Genomic DNA, 17,113 nt, shown 5'->3' on the forward strand with positions numbered 1-17,113 from the left:
CTTAGATGTATTATAGCCTACTTCCACTGTATTTGCCAGACAGCGATTGGCGCTTCCTCCTACGAAGTGCAAGCCGCTAAAAAGCAAATTTTTCTTCTCGTGCAAAGCCAACAAAGTCAATGCATTCAATTTGATATGCATCACACACATCCGGTATTTTGGGCGATTTGACATTTCTTGTCCGGGATTCTTCTGTAACCACCTTGCAATGTTCCTGTTTTGCCAACGCAATTACGAATGGGTCGGCCGAGTTCTTTTTGCTTCCGCCTTCTACTAATCCACGATGGGACACCAAAATTGCTCGAACTTCTTGCTGCACAGGAACACTGGATGGAAGAAAGCATTCTTTCCGAGCTTTCGCCCATTTTTCCAAGTCGTCCCCGCCAATCATAATCTCGTCATAAACCTCTTGGCTGGATATGATTGTACCATTCTCCATCAAATCTCCAATTTTGCTCCACAGAGATGGATAAATATCAATAGGTTGGCGCCGTTGTAAGTTAATAAAGATATTGCTATCGAACACATATTTAGCCATCAATAGCACCACCTTTCGATAGCTCCGAAGTGCTTAACACGCAGACCCAAAAGATAGTTACTTGCTTCTCTCGGACTAAGTTTTTCTGCGTGATAGGCTGTTATAACAGTTTTAGTATATAGCTTGCCAACCTGCGTTCCCTTATCCAATGCAGGAGGCAGAAAACCGTCTTTCTTTTTCCGGTTTTTGTAAGCCATATACTCTTCGGAATACCTGTTAAAGGTATCAAAATATGTTGTTCGATCGATAACACCAATATCCCACAACCGGTGAAGAATCACTTCTTTGCTTACTGCAAAATCTCTTGCAATAGCATTTACATAGGCATCGTCAAGGCCATACTGTTGAATTAAAGATATATTTCTATTTTTCTTTAATTGAGGAGTCGGGACTAATGTCAATCCTGCAATCTTATTGCAAAACAATTCTATTTTGCTAATCTGAACCTTGTCTTGACTCATATCATTGCAGATACCGGAGGTTCTGGATAAAATGTGCACCAATTCGTGTATCAGTGTAAACAGCCTTGCGCTTGGCTCGTCTTTCCGATTTAGTGCGATAATTGGGAACATATCATAAGCTATCGACAAGCCGCGCATTTCCTCTGTCTGAATTTTTGCCGCTTGAAAAACAAGAAAGTCCTGTTCCTCCAATCTGGAAATGCAGAACGATAGTGCAGCTTCCGGCTTCCGAAATTTTATTTGTATTTGGTCAGTCAAGGACAAAAAGTTTCGGATTTGAGTTGCAAACACGGCCTCCGCAGTGTCGACCGAGATGTTCAATGTAAATGGAACTGGTTCCACTTCTGCTTCTTTATATAGCTCAATCATGGTATCTCTGCGATCTTCGATGTCTCTTAGAAACCATCGCAATTCGCGAGACATTTCGCTCACGCCCCAGTTGCCAAAAGTTCTGTAATCAACCTTTTCCAAGCGTTTGGTTTTTTGCGGAGTATCGGGCAAATAAAAATAAGCAAATGGCACACGATATTGCTTAGCAAGATTTTTTGCTTGTATCAAAGAGGGATATTCACTGCCGTTTTCCCATGCTTCCACTTTGGCGACTTCAACTTTCAATTTCAGTGCAATCTCTTCCAAAGTGATTCTATCCAGACTACGAGCCCATTGAAGCACTTCGGGAGTCACGATTGCAGGAATACTCTTTGCCATTGCTGTCGCCTCCTCCCTTTATCAATATGTTTCACAATTCACCTATTCTACTGTAAGTTCTCCCGTTATGAACTCTGTAGGATATGATAATCTCATAATAACCTCTTGGAACACAATGACATATGCATAAACTGTACCCGCACCAAACCGATCATGCAGCAGTTTTTTACCATCAGGGCAGACACTTACCTCATCGGGTAACGATCTCAGATATGGCAATTCAATCGTTTTGGCCCGACACTCGGGGAAATTGGCCTCAAGTGCAACAACTTGTCCCTCCCCAAATGCTACATGGCGCACAATGGCCCCTGCCGGAACAAGGGGGGCTTCGGAGCCTCTGTGAGCAACAGTTCCGTTGGTGATTTCAAGCGATTTATCTGCAACAGTGGAGTCAATATATTGCTTCCAAGCTGGAGCTTCCAGAATATCCCTGCGAGATTCGCACTTAACGATCAAATCTCTGAGCTTTTCGGGAGCCGCTTTGTTTGCCTCAAACATTGCAACAAAGTATTTCTGAAACTGCGCCAAGGTTAGAGGGACAATATCAAGCCGTTGCTTCACATCATCTTTGGTATACCAAATGCCATGCCTGAATGTTTCTGCTGTGTTCGTATCGATGCGGACAGCAATAAACATACCATACACAGGTTTATCATACTTCAACACGGCATCGGAGACATGACGCCTTACCGGCTCACCTTCCATTGCCTCCTGCCGAGAAGATGTAGACATTGTGACTTCAGTCAAAATAGTGAAATCTTCAAATTCACAATATAAGTCCCCCTTGCCGCCTCCAGCGGCCGAAACAGGCAAAAAGTCTGAATCCAATTTGAACCCGCGAACTTCATAAGGCTCATTGACCATGTGATCGATTGCTAACGCAGCGCGCCAAAGAATCCACTCCAAATATGCCGGCATTTCATCTTTAGGTACTTCGATCGCATTGTCTTCATCATAGACAAGCTTACCGCCGCCTTTTATGATAAGCGACATATAATCTCGAATTTCTTGCCATTGGTTGCACTGATCTTTCGCATATTGGATTTCATCAGTCTGTGCAAGTATATTTTCGAGCCTACGCCTTGCAATATTGATTTCTGCTGCGGTGTCCAGTGGTAGATCGGTTATATCAAACAGAATGTGGCGCTCTTTCATCTGCTTCATCAGATCATCCAGCAATGTTTTCGCCACATCGACATTGTCGGTAGGCAGCGGAGCTCCGCTGCAAAGCAATCTATATTGTTCTATAATCGGCCCTTTGCTTGCTGTTACTTTTGCAAGCTTTTCAGCCAAAATGTGCTTTGTGGGAACAATCATAAGACCTCTGCCCTTGCGCTGTAATACGCCGGAAATGCGGAGGTATCTCATGTTCATATCGCTATAATCCAAAAAATTGTCGGATTTTTTGTCATAGTTTTCGCCTCGCTTGGCGATTTCTTTTTTATCGAACGCACGCTTTGCCGGGGCGGCTGCTCTCCGCTGCCGCAAATCAAGAATGTTGTCAACAACGCTTTCCAGATCATAACTCGGGTTAGTGGTGTGACCCCACAAGGCAAACTCAATTCTGCTTAATTCAGAGGAACCTGTGCGCTTTTCAAGCTCCAGCATAATTGCCAAAAGCCATCTCAGCGGAGAAAAGTAGTGTTCGCCGTCCGTAAGGGGAAACTGTTCCACGCTCATAGCGCGAAGAAAGCATTCTTGAACAGCAGCATAAGTGTCAGCGTTTAGAAAGGCTCTCCCGAAGGGAGTAATATCGTCCAGCTTTCCGAGATCTTCTTGCTGCCCATCTTTCTTTTTGACTTGCGGGTAAATAAAACCGTTCTTAGCGAACATCAATCGCCATTTACGGGCATGGCTTCCTGATACATCCTTGCCATCTTCGTTCTGAATAATCCCTTTTTCGTCCAGAAGACGCATAAAGCCAAGCTCGTTTTCTCTGCCGTGAAGTTTGCCCACGAAGGAGGAACTCGCAAATACAGAAAAGCCTTCTTGTATGCGGTTTGGATTGCGCAGGCCGGTGTTTCCAACCAGCCAAATATCAATATGTTCGCTCACGAGGCCACCTCCATCTTAGAAGCCGACAAACAAATATTCTTGTACGGAATTTCTATGCGTTTTTGCGTCGCCTTGATTGCCGAAGGAATATCTATAATCTACCGGTATAACTTCCACATGTTCTTTATACTTTGCCATCAGCGCCACCATTTCATCTTGTGTGGGCAAGCTATTAGAGGAATACGAAACGATCAGCACACTGTTTGCAAATTTTTTGAATAGCCGATCAAAGGCATCTGCTGCCCCTTTCCTGGTAGAAAAAGGGGTCGGATAGGATTTGAACTTCTTGGTCTGTGTGTGCTGCTGAATTTCAACACCTTTCCAATCACGGGCAAGCCCCTCCACAAAGTGGTATCTGCGGACATATTCATTATCAGACAACGGCGAATAATAAGGCGGATCGATATATACCAAATCTGCCTGTTCGACACGCAAATCCATCGCGTCCCCATTTCTGGATTTGTTGGGCCTTCCGTTATCAAACACAGCCTTGTTTACAGCCTCAACTGCTTCAAGAAACTGCTGTTCAAGGCTTTTTTGCAAATCTTTTCGTCCATCATTGTAGCGCTGTCCGGTATAGGTAAAAATACCGCGTGGACGCTTTTTAGTGCAGGCCCGAATCAGTGCAGTCATAGCGATTGCGTATTTGTATGGGTCGCGGATTTCAGCTATATTTGTGCGCAAAGTATCAATCAAGTCGTTTTCTTCGTCGGTATAGTACAAACCCTTGAAAGTATTTGCCACGAAATGGTCTGATTCTTTGCTGGCTTTCAATAATTGTTTTGCTTCCTCTATCGGTAATGTTACAGTGTTGTTCTCTATCATCGCCTTGGTAAAAGTCGCGGACATCGCCATATAGTCGTTGCTGATTACGGTTTTACCCTGCGCCTTAAACATGTATCCGACGATGCCAGAGCCAGAAAAAAGATCGACAATGGTTTCCGCCTGAAATTGAGATGCTACAGCCCAAATTTCAGAAAGTAACTTGCTCTTTGACCCCATAAATCGGGTGGGGGGATATGCTGATACCTGCGCAGGCAAAGGTTTTGGTGCGAGTTTGATTAGTGTATGCTGCTTGGGAGGGATGGTGACAATAACATCCTCCCCCTTACGCGTACTTCCATTACAAGAAATATGCCTCTTTGTCTGGATAACATCAATCTTAAAGGGCGCGTACAGCTCATGCACCAAGGGATGGTTGGAGTTGGTCAGCAAGACATGGCATCCCTTTTCATGCAAGCTCATGACGACCTTGGCCAATTCAATATGATCTTCTTCATAAAATTGCTCTTTTGTATATCTCTTAAAGTCAGAATACTCGGAGATCGGAAGGTATGGCGGGTCTAAAAAAACGAAATCGCCTGGCTGCGCGTAATATTCCAATACAAGAAGATAGTCGCCGCAGATAATATCAGCTTTTTTTAGCGTCTCAGATGCAGCCCAAAGGGCCTCAGCATCACAAATTTTGGGATTTTTGTACTTCCCATATGGGACATTAAACTGTCCTTTCTTGTTTACGCGATAAAGACCATTGTAGCAGGTTTTATTCAAATAAATTGTTCTTGCAGCAGCTTCGGCCTTGGGAAGTGTTTCCCAATCTAAACCGCGCACAGAATAAAACATCTCGCTTGTGTTTTCGTACTTTTTAAGATAAGAAATCACATCGTCAACATGTTCAGCTACCTGCCGATACATATTGATGAGTTCCGGATTGCTGTCCGCAATAATAGCTTTTTCCGGTTGTAACGCAAAAAAGAGCGCACCCCCACCAAAAAACGGCTCAATATATCGCCCATAGGAGGACGGAACCTTGGGCAGCAATTCACTTAGCATCTGCGTCTTCCCACCGGCCCATTTTAAGATCGGTTTTGCAATAACAGTGGAAAGTTCTTTTGCTGTGCTGCTTTGCATAGTCGCCGCCTCCTTTCATTTCTTAGTATCTGGAACAAGCTCCATAATATCGCCTATGTCGCACTGTAACGCGGTACATATCTTTACAAGAACATCTGTTGTCACATTCTCGTTTTTCCCGAGTTTTGCCATCGAAGCATGACTGATACCCGCTGCTGCGCAAAGGTCCTTCTTCTTCATATCTCGATCAATCAGTATCTTCCATAGCTTTTTATAACTTACGGCCATACAATTCACTCCACAAAGGATTATATCACAAAGTCAAGAATTGAAATCAGCGTTCGCTGAATCCGAATCCAGTATAGCATATTTCAAAGGTGATCGCAAGCAGAGAGGAAACATTTTCTGCATTTCAAGCAAGACGCCGCCCGCAGGGAACCGCTCTCCCCACGGGCGGCGTGCCGTCACTTCTTGCCTTGCTGCAAATTCTGGATATTCTTCTTTGCCAGCTCGCTGGCCGCCTTCCGGCGCTCTGCGCTGTATGGGGCATTCAGCTTGAAACTGAACCGCCCTTTCCTGATTTCAAATGTAAGGCAACCGTTTTCATCGTCATCCACCAATCGGCACTCAGACGGATACTTTCCCGAATACTCGCTCAAACGGTTCTTGAGCGATGTGTTGTAGGTAGACACTTCAATGATGGGACTTGCCTCGTCAAAAAAGACGCTGGTTGTCTTTTGCTTCTTGGAAAGACCTGTTCTCATAAAACCTCCGTATTTTCATAAATTTTTCCCAGCTCTACACCGGAAAAAGTAAGCGGATTTTTGGATAGAAAGCACCCAAACGATACACGGTTCAGTTCAGATGCCTCTATCCGCAAAAATCCTATTTTCTCAGCTCTACACGGGATTACCGCGCATCCCGGTCATGCCGCCGCTTTTGACTGCGTTTCTGCTCTTTTTCCGCCTGCTCCTGCTGCTTGACAGCGGCCACTGTTTCGGCTACGCGCTCCAGCCCATAGGCCCGGCACAGCCGGTGATAGTCTCTGGCGGTTTCCTGCAATTCTGCATTTTCTCCCTTGACCTCGGCCAACTGCTTTTTCAAATAAGGAACCTCCGTATCATATTTGCGCTGCAACAGCTCGAATTTCTGGCAGACATCCAGATAAGCACGGTAAACAGAGCGCACCACCTTGACGATCTTCTCCAGCAGCGGTTTGGACTTTTTCTCCCGGTAGGATTTGGCGGACTCCATTCGATCGGGGAGCGGCAGCAGGTCCTCCGGGTCGGAAGAATACTCAGCCGCCAGCTTCTCCATGCTCTTGAGTTTGGGAGCAAGCAACCGGAGTTCCGTTTGCGCTTCTTTGGCAGATTTTTCTGCCTCGGCCTTCTCTGCCTGGAGCTGGCCGATCTCCGCCTGAACCTCTGATTTTTCTGTTTGCAGCTCCGCCAGCCGCGCCTGCTCTCTCTCCACCTTAAACTGCGTCACCGTCAGATGTTCCTCGGAGCTGCCGCGCTCACCGCGCTCTATATCCGCGTAACCGGCCTTGCGCATATACTGGAAGAAATCATCCTGCAACACGCTGTACGATTTTTTGAGAACAGGTTTTCCCTTCGCCGTTTTCAGCGGTTCGCCGGTGGCCTCATCCAGAACCGGCTTGGAGGCCCACTTTTTGCTCATGCTGACCTGCATGACCGTTTCTTTTACCTTGCCTACCAATGACTTGTCCTTGCACCTCTTGGACCATCGTATCTGCTTTTCTACCACCGGCACATAGACCACATGGAGGTGGTAGTGGTATACATCCTGACCCAACGCCTCGGACATGGCCCGGTTGCGCTCGTCGGCGTGCATGACTGCCGACAGAATGTACTGTTCACCGCCCACGATTTTGATTGCAGCCTGATAGGCGTCGTGGTAAAATTGTTTTGCGAAGTCATATCCGCCGTGGTTGAAAAAGTAGGCGGAGTTCACATCGAAGATCAGCTCGCCGTAGCGGAAGGCGTCCTCTTTGATGCCGCGTGTGGAGATAAGCCCGTCCGCCTCCATCTGTTCAAACTGTTCCAGATAGCCGCCGTCCGGTTTCTTGAAGTGAATGTTCAGATGAGAGCGTTCCGGAACTATATCCTGGTTGACATACGATTCTTTTTCGCGCTCGTTGTGCTGCTGCGCGTTTTTCAGTTTGGGTGTGGTTAGTCTCATATTTCTTGCGCTGGTACGATGGATACCGTCGCCTCTTGCCATAGAACTCCTTTCTCGCCCACAAGGGCGGTTGAGATACGGGTAGCTTTTGGGGGATGCACTTCTGCGGAAGTGTAATAACCCACTATGATACTTTCATCCTGCGGCTGCAAAGTATCGTGGGCTCTCCGAGGGGGTATGCGGCTCCTGCGGGAGCCTCGCCGCCTTTTTCGGCTTGCAGGTGATACCCACAGCCTCAAAATGCGGTGTGACCGGCGTTCTTTTCGCAACTGCGTTTGCTTCCATTCCGCCGCCCACCGGCCGGGAAAATCCACCGGATTCTCCCGGCCTTAGCCATCGCCAAATCTGCGGATTTTTCGATGGGGACGAAGGATGCGGAGGGCGTGTGCTGCCAGCCAATTCGCCTTGTCCGCCAGCCACAGGAGCGTGTCACGCTCCTGTATATGCCAACAGGGAGAAGATTGACTTTTGTGCTGATTTCATCCGCGAGATTAGTATGAAAGTAAACACCTGTTACCAGCGAAAATCCGGGAATACACCGCGCCGGGCCAGATACTCCTGCCGGGCCTGCTCCCGTTCTTCCGCGCTGGGTGCGGTCTTATATTTTGCATACAGCTCGTGCCGCATCAGGGCGTCCAGCTTCTGCTCCAATCCCTGCCGGATTTCATCATCGTATTCGTCATCATAGCCGAGGTGATACTCCACCAGCGCCACGAACAGGTCATAGGGAATCTGCACATTTTTCATTCGCTTCCGTTCCTTTCCGCGACGGCTGCGACGATAGCGACGGTTGTTTGGGCGGTAGCATTTTCACCGTTGCAACCGTCGCAACCGTCGCGCCCATCCTCAACCACCTCAAAAGACGGAGCCTCCACCAACATATAGGTGAGCTTCACCTGCCGCCCGGCGTGCCGCGCCCTGTTCTCGTAGCCTACATGATACTCTTCCAGCAGCCTGCCGGATTTGACATTCAGATACTTGGTCAGCGCATTTGCCGCCATTCCCACCTGCACCGTTTCGGCCAGCTCCGAGGGTGAGCCTGTCCACTCCTGACGCTCAACGGAGACCAGCTTAGCCACCGCTTCCAGCACCGGGTCCGGCGGTTCCCTGTGCGGCTCCGTTTCCATGCGCTCCAAATTCCAAATCTGCGTTTCCGGGTCCTTTTTCAAGTAGAGAATCTGATCCTGTTGATCGCGTCCCACCACATCAATAGTGGCCTCCAACGCGGTTCGCTTTTTCTTCTGCATCAGCAGGGAGCCGTCCGCGCAGCCCAGCAGGCCCGTGGTGCCGGAGATCATCTCGAAGGCGTCCCCGGCGGGTTGCTTCCGGGTGTGGTGGACAGTCAGCACACAGATGCAGTGCTTGTCTGCAAACTGCTTGAGCTTTCCGACAATCTCATAGTCGCTGGCGTAACTGTACGCTTCGCCGCCCACTTCCCGAATTTTCTGCATGGTGTCAATGATAATGAGTTTAGTGTCTGAATGTTCCCGCATGAAGTTTTCCAGCTGCTCGTCCAGACCGTTCCCGATTTTTCCGGCGGCGGTTGCAAAGTGCAGGTTCGGGGTATCGTTCACGCCATACATCATAAACATCCGATTCTGGATGCGCTGGAAGTCATCCTCCAACGCGAGGTAAAGTACAGTTCCCTGATGGACTTTGCAACCCCACAGCTCCTGCCCGGTGCTGACATGGTAGGCGATTTGCGCCACCAGAAACGACTTGCCGATCTTGGGCGCGCCCGCCAGAAGATATGCTCCCGAATGGAGCAGATTTTCAATGATAGGCGGGCGGCTTTTGTAGGAGGTCTGAAACAGCTCGGTCATGGTGAGCGTGTGCAGATAGCGCGGGTCAGCCATGCGCTGCATCCTGCGGTACATTTCCTCCAAATCATCCATTTCCCTGTTGCGTTTTGCCTCCGAAGCGGGTATACTGTTGTCAGAATCTTTTTGAATGGACTGCCTTGCATCTGAGCCAACAGATGTATTTCGGGCAGTCTTTTCTTTTGGCTCAATTCCCATAGGCAGCTTCCTCCTGCATTCCGTTCATAATCGTAGCGATCATCTGGATGGTGTCCAGCAGCTCGTCGTTCACGCCCTGCCCGGCCTCAATCCGGCGCAGCTCGTCCAGCACAGCGGCCAGTTCGTCCCGGAGGGCTTTGTAGACTCTGGGATTGCCCTGAACCACTACATCCCGTTCCAGCAGCCGCCGGGTAATGTAGTCTTGTTTCGTCAGGCCGGACAGCTTGACGAAGATTTCCAGCTGCTCGTCCTCCTCCGGGGAGACCCGGAAGGCCACCGTTTTGTTCCGCCAGCGGTTGTGGTGATCAAGATTTTTCATAGACATTGTTTCAAGCTCCTTTCTCTGTTTTCAGCGAGTCCAACTTGTCAGCCATTTCCACCTGACGGGTGGGGAACAGATGAGCATAGCGGTAGGTGATGTCGATACTCTCATGCCCTACCCGTTCTGCGATTGCCAAAGCGGTAAATCCCATGTCAATCAGCAGGCTGATATGGCTGTGTCTCAAATCGTGTATGCGAATGCGTTTTACCCCGGTTTCTTTACAGCCCCGATCCATCTCACGGTGGAGATAGTTTTTACTGACGGGGAAAATGCGGCTGTCCGGTTCCACACCATAGAGCTGCTTGAGGTAGTCCTGCATCTCATCGCACAAAAATTGGGGCATCTGGATAACACGGTTACTTTTTGGTGTTTTAGGTGTGGTGATAACATCCTGTTTGTTGAGACGCTGATAAGATTTGTTTATGGTAACGGTATGCTTCTCGAAGTCAAAGTCCGCGGGCGTCAGTGCCAACAGCTCGCCCTCCCGGATTCCGCACCAGTAAAGCATCTCAAAGGCATAAAAAGAAATGGGCTTATCCATCATCGCCTCAGAGAATCTGGTGTACTCCTCTCGCGTCCAGAACAGCATTTCCCGCCGTTCTTCGGTTCCCATATTTCCCGCCCTCTGTGCCGGGTTGACTTGCAGGCCGTAATATCGGATTGCATGATTGAAAATTGCACTTAACTGGTTGTGAACTGTTTTCAGATAGGTCTTGGATAGGGGCTTTCCGTGACAATCTGTAAGATTGCGAATTTCATTCTGCCAGTCAATGATGTCCTTGGCCGTAATCTCCGACATCTTCCGTTTGGCAAAGTAGGGCAGAATCTTTTTCTTGATGATGCTCTCTTTAGTGAGCCAGGTGTTGAGCTTCAGCTTGGGCTTGATGTCCTTCTCATATAGAGAGACAAAGCTCTCAAAGGTCATATTTATATCGGCCTGCTTTTCCATCAGGAATTCCCGTTCCCAGGCCAACGCCTCTTTTTTGGTTGCAAAACCGCGTTTAAGTTTCTGCTGGCGCTCACCCCTCCAGTCCGTGTAACGGAACTGAACATACCAGGTTCCGTTGTTTTTATTTTTGAATGCAGCCATATTTAGCCCTCCTTCCTTTTCGTCTCAGTCCTCGTACCGTAGAATTTTTCATGAAAGAATTTCCGGTCAATCCGGCCAGCAATCGTGATGCAGCCAGTCTGTGCCAGCTCCTCATTCATTCGCTTAATGAGTTTATAAGCGTAGGGTTTAGATACTCCCAGCTCCTCGGCTACTTCGTCCACACGCATAAAAATCTGTCCTGCCATAAGTAAAAATACCTTTCTTTCCTTGTCGTGATCGTTTCTTGTTTGCCGTTTCACCCTTCAGACTCTGGCAGGCAACCCTTCCTGGCGCTATGCCGTTTGTTCTTCTCCTTGGCATGCTCATATCGTCACCTGCTTCCCCGGAGAAAGTATCTGTCGGACGGTCATTCAGTTTTACTTCGCCTGAAATTCCCCCTCTCACTTTACAACGGACATTTTTTCGCCGTTTTGAGGGCATTCAATTTGTAAAATTTTTGTGACTTAAACTTATTTGCTTATATCATCTTCATTATACTAAGCATAACAGTTAAAGTCAAGCGGTTTGCAGAAAAAATATTAAATAAATTTGTTTAGATTTCTCTTGACTATCCTAAGCATTTCTGCTATGCTAAAATTATCAAGAATCCAGATTGGAGTTGGCCGTTATGGCGATTGGAGAACGCATTCACTTTTTCCGCACTCTGCGTGGCATGACGCAGAAATATCTCGGTATGGCGCTGGGCTTCCCGGAGAAGTCCGCCGATGTGCGCCTTGCTCAATATGAAAACGGGTCGCGGACGCCCAAGGCAGACCTGACTGCTGCGCTGGCACAGATATTGGAGGTCTCACCCCATGCTTTGGCTGTGCCGGACATAGACTCCTATGTAGGGCTGATGCACACGCTGTTTACGCTTGAGGACCGCTACGGCCTGAAAATCTGCGAGTGTGACGGAGAAATACATCTTCGGGTGGATGTGTTCCAAGGCAAGGATGCAGCAAGGCTCCATGAGATGCTCTGCGCCTGGGGGGAGCAGGCGGCCAAGCTGAAATCGGGGGAGATCAGCAAAGAGGACTACGACCGCTGGCGTTACCGCTATCCGGAGTTCGATACCACAGGCCACTGGCACAAGGTTGTCCCATCTCAGGGCCTCAGTGATCTGCTGGTAGAGGAACTGAACAAGGACAAAAAGGATAAATAAAAAAGGTCTAACCGACTTGCAAAAATCGGTTAGACCTTTTCTCTTGGATAAGTTTTTAATCTGCACCTGCAAACCGTTCGTTACCTGCCAGAAAATCAGCAAGTATGGATTTGACGGGTGCTATCAATCTGCTATCAAACGGGGAATTTGAAAATCAAAAAGTCAGTGTTTTCAAGGGTTTGCGGGCCCTCATATCCACTTTTTGCTTATTCCCACTCTACAAAGACTAACGCTTTTTGTTTAGGAATTATTCTCTGTAATGTTTCTCGTTCTTTTGATTATTTGATATATCCATATTATCCTGCCTATACGAGCTAATGTTATCATTTTGTTATCGGCATTGATAACACCTACTCGATAACTGTGGATAATAACTATATGTAGCATGTCAAATTATAAGCTATTTTGCTTAGAGATTCAACACAAAACTGAAATTTTACTTTTCCTTATATTCATCTGGTATTGCTATTTGAAATGTTTCACACAACAGCATCACATCATGCACATCATTTTTATCGTGTTCATATCCCAAATGAAGCATTACCTGACTCAATGGTTCAATACAAGAAACAGTTATATCTCCAACTTTTCCAATACCGGAAAAAGTTTTTGATGGAAATATATCTCCCTCATAAACAATTCCGTCATCTGTAAATTCAAAACAATGTAAATCAATGATTCTTTGTTTATCATCTTTCCAGACAGTATGACCATCCGTTGTATAATCAGTATTTACTTCCTCAAATCCATGCTGCTTAATCACATAAATATAATCATGATAATGTTTCAGTTCAACAAACAAATCAATATCATTGTGTATTCTTGATTCTCTTTTAAGAAGTGCATCAACACCCCATCCGCCATCTAAATATACTTTAATTTCGTTTTGCAAAGCATATTTTATAATTTCACATGCATCTTCTGTACGTACCATAATCTATCCTCCAAATTCAAATCTTTGTATGCTTTCCAACTCACTAAAAGCCTGAAATTTGTCAGTCTTTCATCCTTTTTGTTATCAATCACCAATTAGCTGTAATCCATTAGGATTTAGCTGATATATTTTATCGCACACCTCTTCAATATACTTTCTATCGTGAGAAATGCTAATGACAGCCCCCGGAAATTCTCGGAGCATTTTTCTTATTACCGGACCGGACAATGGTGAAAAATTTCTTGTCGGTTCATCCAGAATAAGAACATTTGCACCACTTAAGCTCATCCTCAAGAGAAGCACTTTCGCCTTTTGTCCGCCTGATAACTCCCGAATCGGATGCTCCATTTCATCTGGTGTGTATTTAAGTGAACCAAGGTATGTTCTAATTCTTGTACGCTCTTCTTTATCTCCTGTTTTATCAAGGTAATCAACCGGTGTAACATCCAAATCCAGCAGGTCTTCATAAGTTTGAGGCATATATTCTGCTTTAATGTCATTCCGATTTAGGAGTTCTTCCGCTATCTTTTTTAGAAGAGTCGTTTTTCCTGCCCCGTTGGCTCCTATCATACAGATTTTTTCTGAACCTTTTATTTTTAAATGAATTCCTTCTGCTAAAATTCTTTTGCCATCCGGAGTCACAAGCTTTGAAAGTTCATATTCTATGACCGTTTTTCCTGCGGGAATGTGTGAGTTTTCATCCCCTAATTTGACAAAGATTGCTTCTTCCTGTTCCGGCATCTGAGTCATATTTTCATCTTCTTTTTCAAATCTTCGTTCCATTGCCTTAACCGTATGCATTTTGTCCTTTAAGTTTTTGGCAACAGACGGTGCTTGTCTGGTACAACTTCTTAATGCACCTTGTACACTCTGCATAACTCTTTGATATTTTTCATCGCGAATCTTTTTCTCCCTACGGTCACTCAGTGCCCGCTGTTTTTGGATTTCAAATTTATGAAGCCGTTCTTCCACATAGCGTCTATAGGGAAGCTTTGCCACGGTATATCTCGCCTTTGTTTTTCGTATAATCTGCTCGATATGTATCACCATGTTGGCAGTACGCTCTATCAGCGTTTCATCGTGTGAAATAAAAAGCACAATGTGCTTCCAGTCATTTATGATTTTTTCCAGTAATGTAAGCGTCGCAATGTCGATGTCATTGGAAGGTTCGTCCAACAACAGCACAGAAACATCGCGAATGAAAAGCCTCATAAGTTGTGTCTTGACTTTTTCGCCTCCTGAAAGACTACCCATTGTCTGGTTACTGTAGAAAAAATCATTTTTCATTCCAAATTTTCCCGCAATAACAGACAATTCTTTAGGCGTTTTCTCCCAGAATATTTCCTCTTCAGAAAAATATTCGTATATTGTTTTTTCCTTATCTTCATCGAGCATCTCCTGCGGAAGATAACCAAGACGTTCGTGTCCCATTATCCTTTCCCCATCTGCTTCTATATAGTTTTCTACAAGCGACGGATTGTATATCCACTTCATTAATGTCGATTTCCCATTTCCCTCTTCTCCAATAATAACTGCCTTATCTCCATCATTTAGCACAAGGTTGAAATCATTAAGAATTATTCTCAGGTCTTTTTTATGTGTTAAATTTAATTTTTTTATCTGCAACATTAAAGTTTCTCCTTTTCGAAGTCTGAGCCAATTATTATTTTGAACACACAAAAACGAGTCTTTTTTGCATACGCAAAAATAGACTCGCTAAATAGACCCTTATTTCTTTTCCAAAAGGAAAACAAAGGAAATGCCTCTTGCGATAATCCAACTTAAGCGTACACAAAACAAACCTATTCTCTACAGGCTCAATAACTATATGTGTCTTACTTAAATCAAATTATCTATTAATCATTTCCTCACCTTACACAAAATGTGCCTTTCTTTCTTCTAATGGCAATACTATCATACTGTATTTTTTGTGTCAATACATTTCACCTTATGGAAGTGCAAATTAAAATTTTCACTTCCTAATTATACATCCAACCATTACGAAATTCAATCTTTCACAACCTCTTTACAACCACAACCACAGCACTCCAGCAAACGCAGGAGCACCATACCGTAAAACGCTTATGTGTAAATCAACTCCGTTCCTACAACTTCCCTCACACAAGCCTGAATATTATTCATTCTTCCAATCCATTCGTAGGGATTATCTTTCTTTAATTGTTCCGTCACATCTTGTCTGTCGGCATATTCCTTTACCAGTCGAAGAAACATATCCTCTGCTTGCTTATCGACTTCTGCAAGATAACTATGCAGCTTTCCGCTTGTCAGCAGGTTCATATATAACACTTTATAGTGTTCCTTTAAATGCCTTGCATGTCGTTTCCCCCATAAACCAATCGGCTCTATTTCTTCTTCGGCTGGTACTGTGATGTTCGGCAATAAATAATCACCCACCTGTCTATAAGTTCCGCCCATTTCTTCAAAAATTGTCTTTGTCATTTTCCTTTTCCTCCTGTGATTTTTGTCTATCGTGATCGTGTATTATCACGCTTGCGACCTTTAACTGTTCTTGCCTGCTCCAACAAATCATCTATCTGTTTGCGACCAAAAACCTTACGGAGCAGGCTGTAATCTTTATTTTCTGCTTTTAGGATTTTGTTTTCTTCGGTCAATCTTTCATTGACTTTCTCCAAACGCTGATTGGTGCGGTATAACTGTGCATTCGCTGTATTCAGCCTATGATAGTTGTCCCACCCCTCAAAGCAGCGGGCAAGCACCGTTTTGACAAGTTGCTTCAATTTCCTTACAACCGGCTCTGCCATTTTGGTTTTATATGCCTTTGCAGTCATAAATTTCTCTGGTTCTGGCAACTGATATTTCGGTGCAGTATCAAGCTCTATTTCAAGATTTGACAGCTCGTCTTTTGCCTTATCATAGTTCAATACTCGTTCCGACAACACATCAAATTCAATCTGTTTCTGCTCGATTTTCGCACCTAATGCCGCCACTTCTTTTTCTCTTTCCTGCTTTTTATAATCCAAAACAGAAAGATGTTTTTCGTGTGTGCCTAAATGTTCCCACTCAATCCCATAACGTTCCATCACCGCCGCAAGCTGTTCTTTTTCGGACTGTATCCATTGCGACCACTCCGTATCGCCACGACTGCCGCCCTTAAAACCTTGCGTTGCAAGAGCCTGCTTTAGTGACACTCTTGTATCAAGTCCACGCTTGCTGCCTGTGGTAAAAGGTACAAAATCTATGTGCAGATGTGGTGTAGCTTCATCCATATGCAGATGAGCCGAGAACACCCGAAGCTGTGGATTTCGCTCCTGAAAACCCTGATAGTATTCATCTAAAATCTGCTTTGCCAGTTCTCCGTTTTCCGTATCGGCGTTCATATTTCCCTTACCGCCCACCTGTAAAATGATTTCGTGGAACGGTTTTTCCTGCTTGGAACTTCGGATTTTTTCATAATAATCTTTTATCTTTCGGTCTGACCTTATCTGCTTGGCATTGTATCTTTCCAATGCTTCATCAAACAATTCGTGATAAACTGTCTTTATATTTTCATTGCAGTAGTCGATATTGAGATGAGTACGAGTTCCGTCTACATTTTCTGCTCGGAACTTTCGGCTATTGTGATTGACCGAGCCTTTACCGACCATTGCACTTATCGTTCTCTGCATTTTTTCATCTCCCATCTGTAAATTTCAACATTCTCAGGTTTTGTTACTTTTGTCAAAAGTAACGCAAAAGCACTTTTGACGGGTACACCCATCAAAAATGCGACCTGTAAACAGGTTTTGCGTTC

The 17,113-nt window shown here is 45.5% G+C and carries 17 protein-coding genes; 1 reads left to right on the forward strand and 16 read right to left on the reverse strand.

The window, feature by feature from the left end:
- Positions 1 to 76: 76 nt before the first annotated feature.
- The 12 genes from WMO45_RS03335 to WMO45_RS03390 form a co-directional block, all read right to left on the reverse strand.
- A complete protein-coding gene (locus tag WMO45_RS03335; protein ID WP_349139220.1) occupies positions 77 to 538 on the reverse strand; it encodes a DUF4411 family protein in 462 nt (153 codons plus the stop codon).
- Entirely contained in the window at positions 538 to 1,707 is a 1,170-nt protein-coding gene (locus WMO45_RS03340; RefSeq protein WP_349139221.1) for an XRE family transcriptional regulator, read from the reverse strand. The genes WMO45_RS03335 and WMO45_RS03340 overlap by 1 nt, the downstream gene beginning before the upstream one ends.
- 42 nt (positions 1,708 to 1,749) lie before the next feature.
- On the reverse strand, positions 1,750 to 3,762 hold the full coding sequence (locus WMO45_RS03345; protein WP_349139222.1) for an AlwI family type II restriction endonuclease: 2,013 nt from the start codon (positions 3,760 to 3,762) through the stop codon (positions 1,750 to 1,752).
- Between the two features lie 15 nt (positions 3,763 to 3,777).
- A complete protein-coding gene (locus WMO45_RS03350; RefSeq protein ID WP_349139223.1) occupies positions 3,778 to 5,673 on the reverse strand; it encodes a Dam family site-specific DNA-(adenine-N6)-methyltransferase in 1,896 nt (631 codons plus the stop codon).
- Positions 5,674 to 5,688: 15 nt separating this feature from the next.
- Positions 5,689 to 5,901, reverse strand: coding sequence for a helix-turn-helix domain-containing protein (locus tag WMO45_RS03355; protein WP_349139224.1), 213 nt, complete (start codon positions 5,899 to 5,901; stop codon positions 5,689 to 5,691).
- A 176-nt stretch (positions 5,902 to 6,077) separates the two neighbouring features.
- Entirely contained in the window at positions 6,078 to 6,377 is a 300-nt protein-coding gene (locus WMO45_RS03360; RefSeq protein ID WP_349139225.1) for a hypothetical protein, read from the reverse strand.
- 145 nt (positions 6,378 to 6,522) lie between these two features.
- Entirely contained in the window at positions 6,523 to 7,857 is a 1,335-nt protein-coding gene (locus WMO45_RS03365) for a plasmid recombination protein (RefSeq protein ID WP_349139226.1), read from the reverse strand.
- A gap of 471 nt (positions 7,858 to 8,328) precedes the next feature.
- Entirely contained in the window at positions 8,329 to 8,562 is a 234-nt protein-coding gene (locus tag WMO45_RS03370; protein WP_349139227.1) for a complexin-2, read from the reverse strand.
- On the reverse strand, positions 8,559 to 9,833 hold the full coding sequence (locus tag WMO45_RS03375; RefSeq protein ID WP_349139228.1) for an AAA family ATPase: 1,275 nt from the start codon (positions 9,831 to 9,833) through the stop codon (positions 8,559 to 8,561). Before WMO45_RS03375 ends, WMO45_RS03370 begins: the two co-directional genes overlap by 4 nt.
- Entirely contained in the window at positions 9,823 to 10,158 is a 336-nt protein-coding gene (locus tag WMO45_RS03380; protein ID WP_349139229.1) for a plasmid mobilization protein, read from the reverse strand. The genes WMO45_RS03375 and WMO45_RS03380 overlap by 11 nt, the downstream gene beginning before the upstream one ends.
- 4 nt (positions 10,159 to 10,162) lie before the next feature.
- Positions 10,163 to 11,245 (reverse strand): site-specific integrase, encoded by a 1,083-nt coding sequence (locus tag WMO45_RS03385; RefSeq protein ID WP_349139230.1) that lies wholly within the window; start codon positions 11,243 to 11,245, stop codon positions 10,163 to 10,165.
- Between the two features lie 2 nt (positions 11,246 to 11,247).
- On the reverse strand, positions 11,248 to 11,451 hold the full coding sequence (locus WMO45_RS03390) for a helix-turn-helix transcriptional regulator (protein WP_087189495.1): 204 nt from the start codon (positions 11,449 to 11,451) through the stop codon (positions 11,248 to 11,250).
- Between the two features lie 422 nt (positions 11,452 to 11,873).
- Here WMO45_RS03390 and WMO45_RS03395 point away from each other — a divergent pair, with 422 nt between their 5' ends.
- Positions 11,874 to 12,407 (forward strand): helix-turn-helix domain-containing protein, encoded by a 534-nt coding sequence (locus WMO45_RS03395; RefSeq protein ID WP_349139231.1) that lies wholly within the window; start codon positions 11,874 to 11,876, stop codon positions 12,405 to 12,407.
- 436 nt (positions 12,408 to 12,843) lie between these two features.
- On the opposite strand, the gene WMO45_RS03400 is transcribed toward WMO45_RS03395, so the two are convergent.
- The 4 genes from WMO45_RS03400 to WMO45_RS03415 all read right to left on the reverse strand — a co-directional run bounded on the left by WMO45_RS03400 (position 12,844) and on the right by WMO45_RS03415 (position 16,988).
- A complete protein-coding gene (locus tag WMO45_RS03400) occupies positions 12,844 to 13,341 on the reverse strand; it encodes a nucleotidyltransferase domain-containing protein (protein ID WP_009247521.1) in 498 nt (165 codons plus the stop codon).
- A gap of 84 nt (positions 13,342 to 13,425) precedes the next feature.
- Positions 13,426 to 14,970, reverse strand: a complete 1,545-nt coding sequence (locus WMO45_RS03405; protein ID WP_009247522.1) for an ATP-binding cassette domain-containing protein — start codon at positions 14,968 to 14,970, stop codon at positions 13,426 to 13,428.
- A gap of 453 nt (positions 14,971 to 15,423) precedes the next feature.
- On the reverse strand, positions 15,424 to 15,801 hold the full coding sequence (locus WMO45_RS03410) for a TnpV protein (protein WP_009247523.1): 378 nt from the start codon (positions 15,799 to 15,801) through the stop codon (positions 15,424 to 15,426).
- Positions 15,802 to 15,827: 26 nt separating this feature from the next.
- Positions 15,828 to 16,988: a plasmid recombination protein gene (locus tag WMO45_RS03415; protein WP_009247524.1), complete on the reverse strand. Its 1,161-nt coding sequence runs from the start codon at positions 16,986 to 16,988 to the stop codon at positions 15,828 to 15,830.
- Positions 16,989 to 17,113 lie beyond the last annotated feature (125 nt).

Source organism: Flavonifractor hominis (assembly GCF_040095835.1).
Classification (GTDB): domain Bacteria; phylum Bacillota; class Clostridia; order Oscillospirales; family Oscillospiraceae; genus Flavonifractor; species Flavonifractor hominis.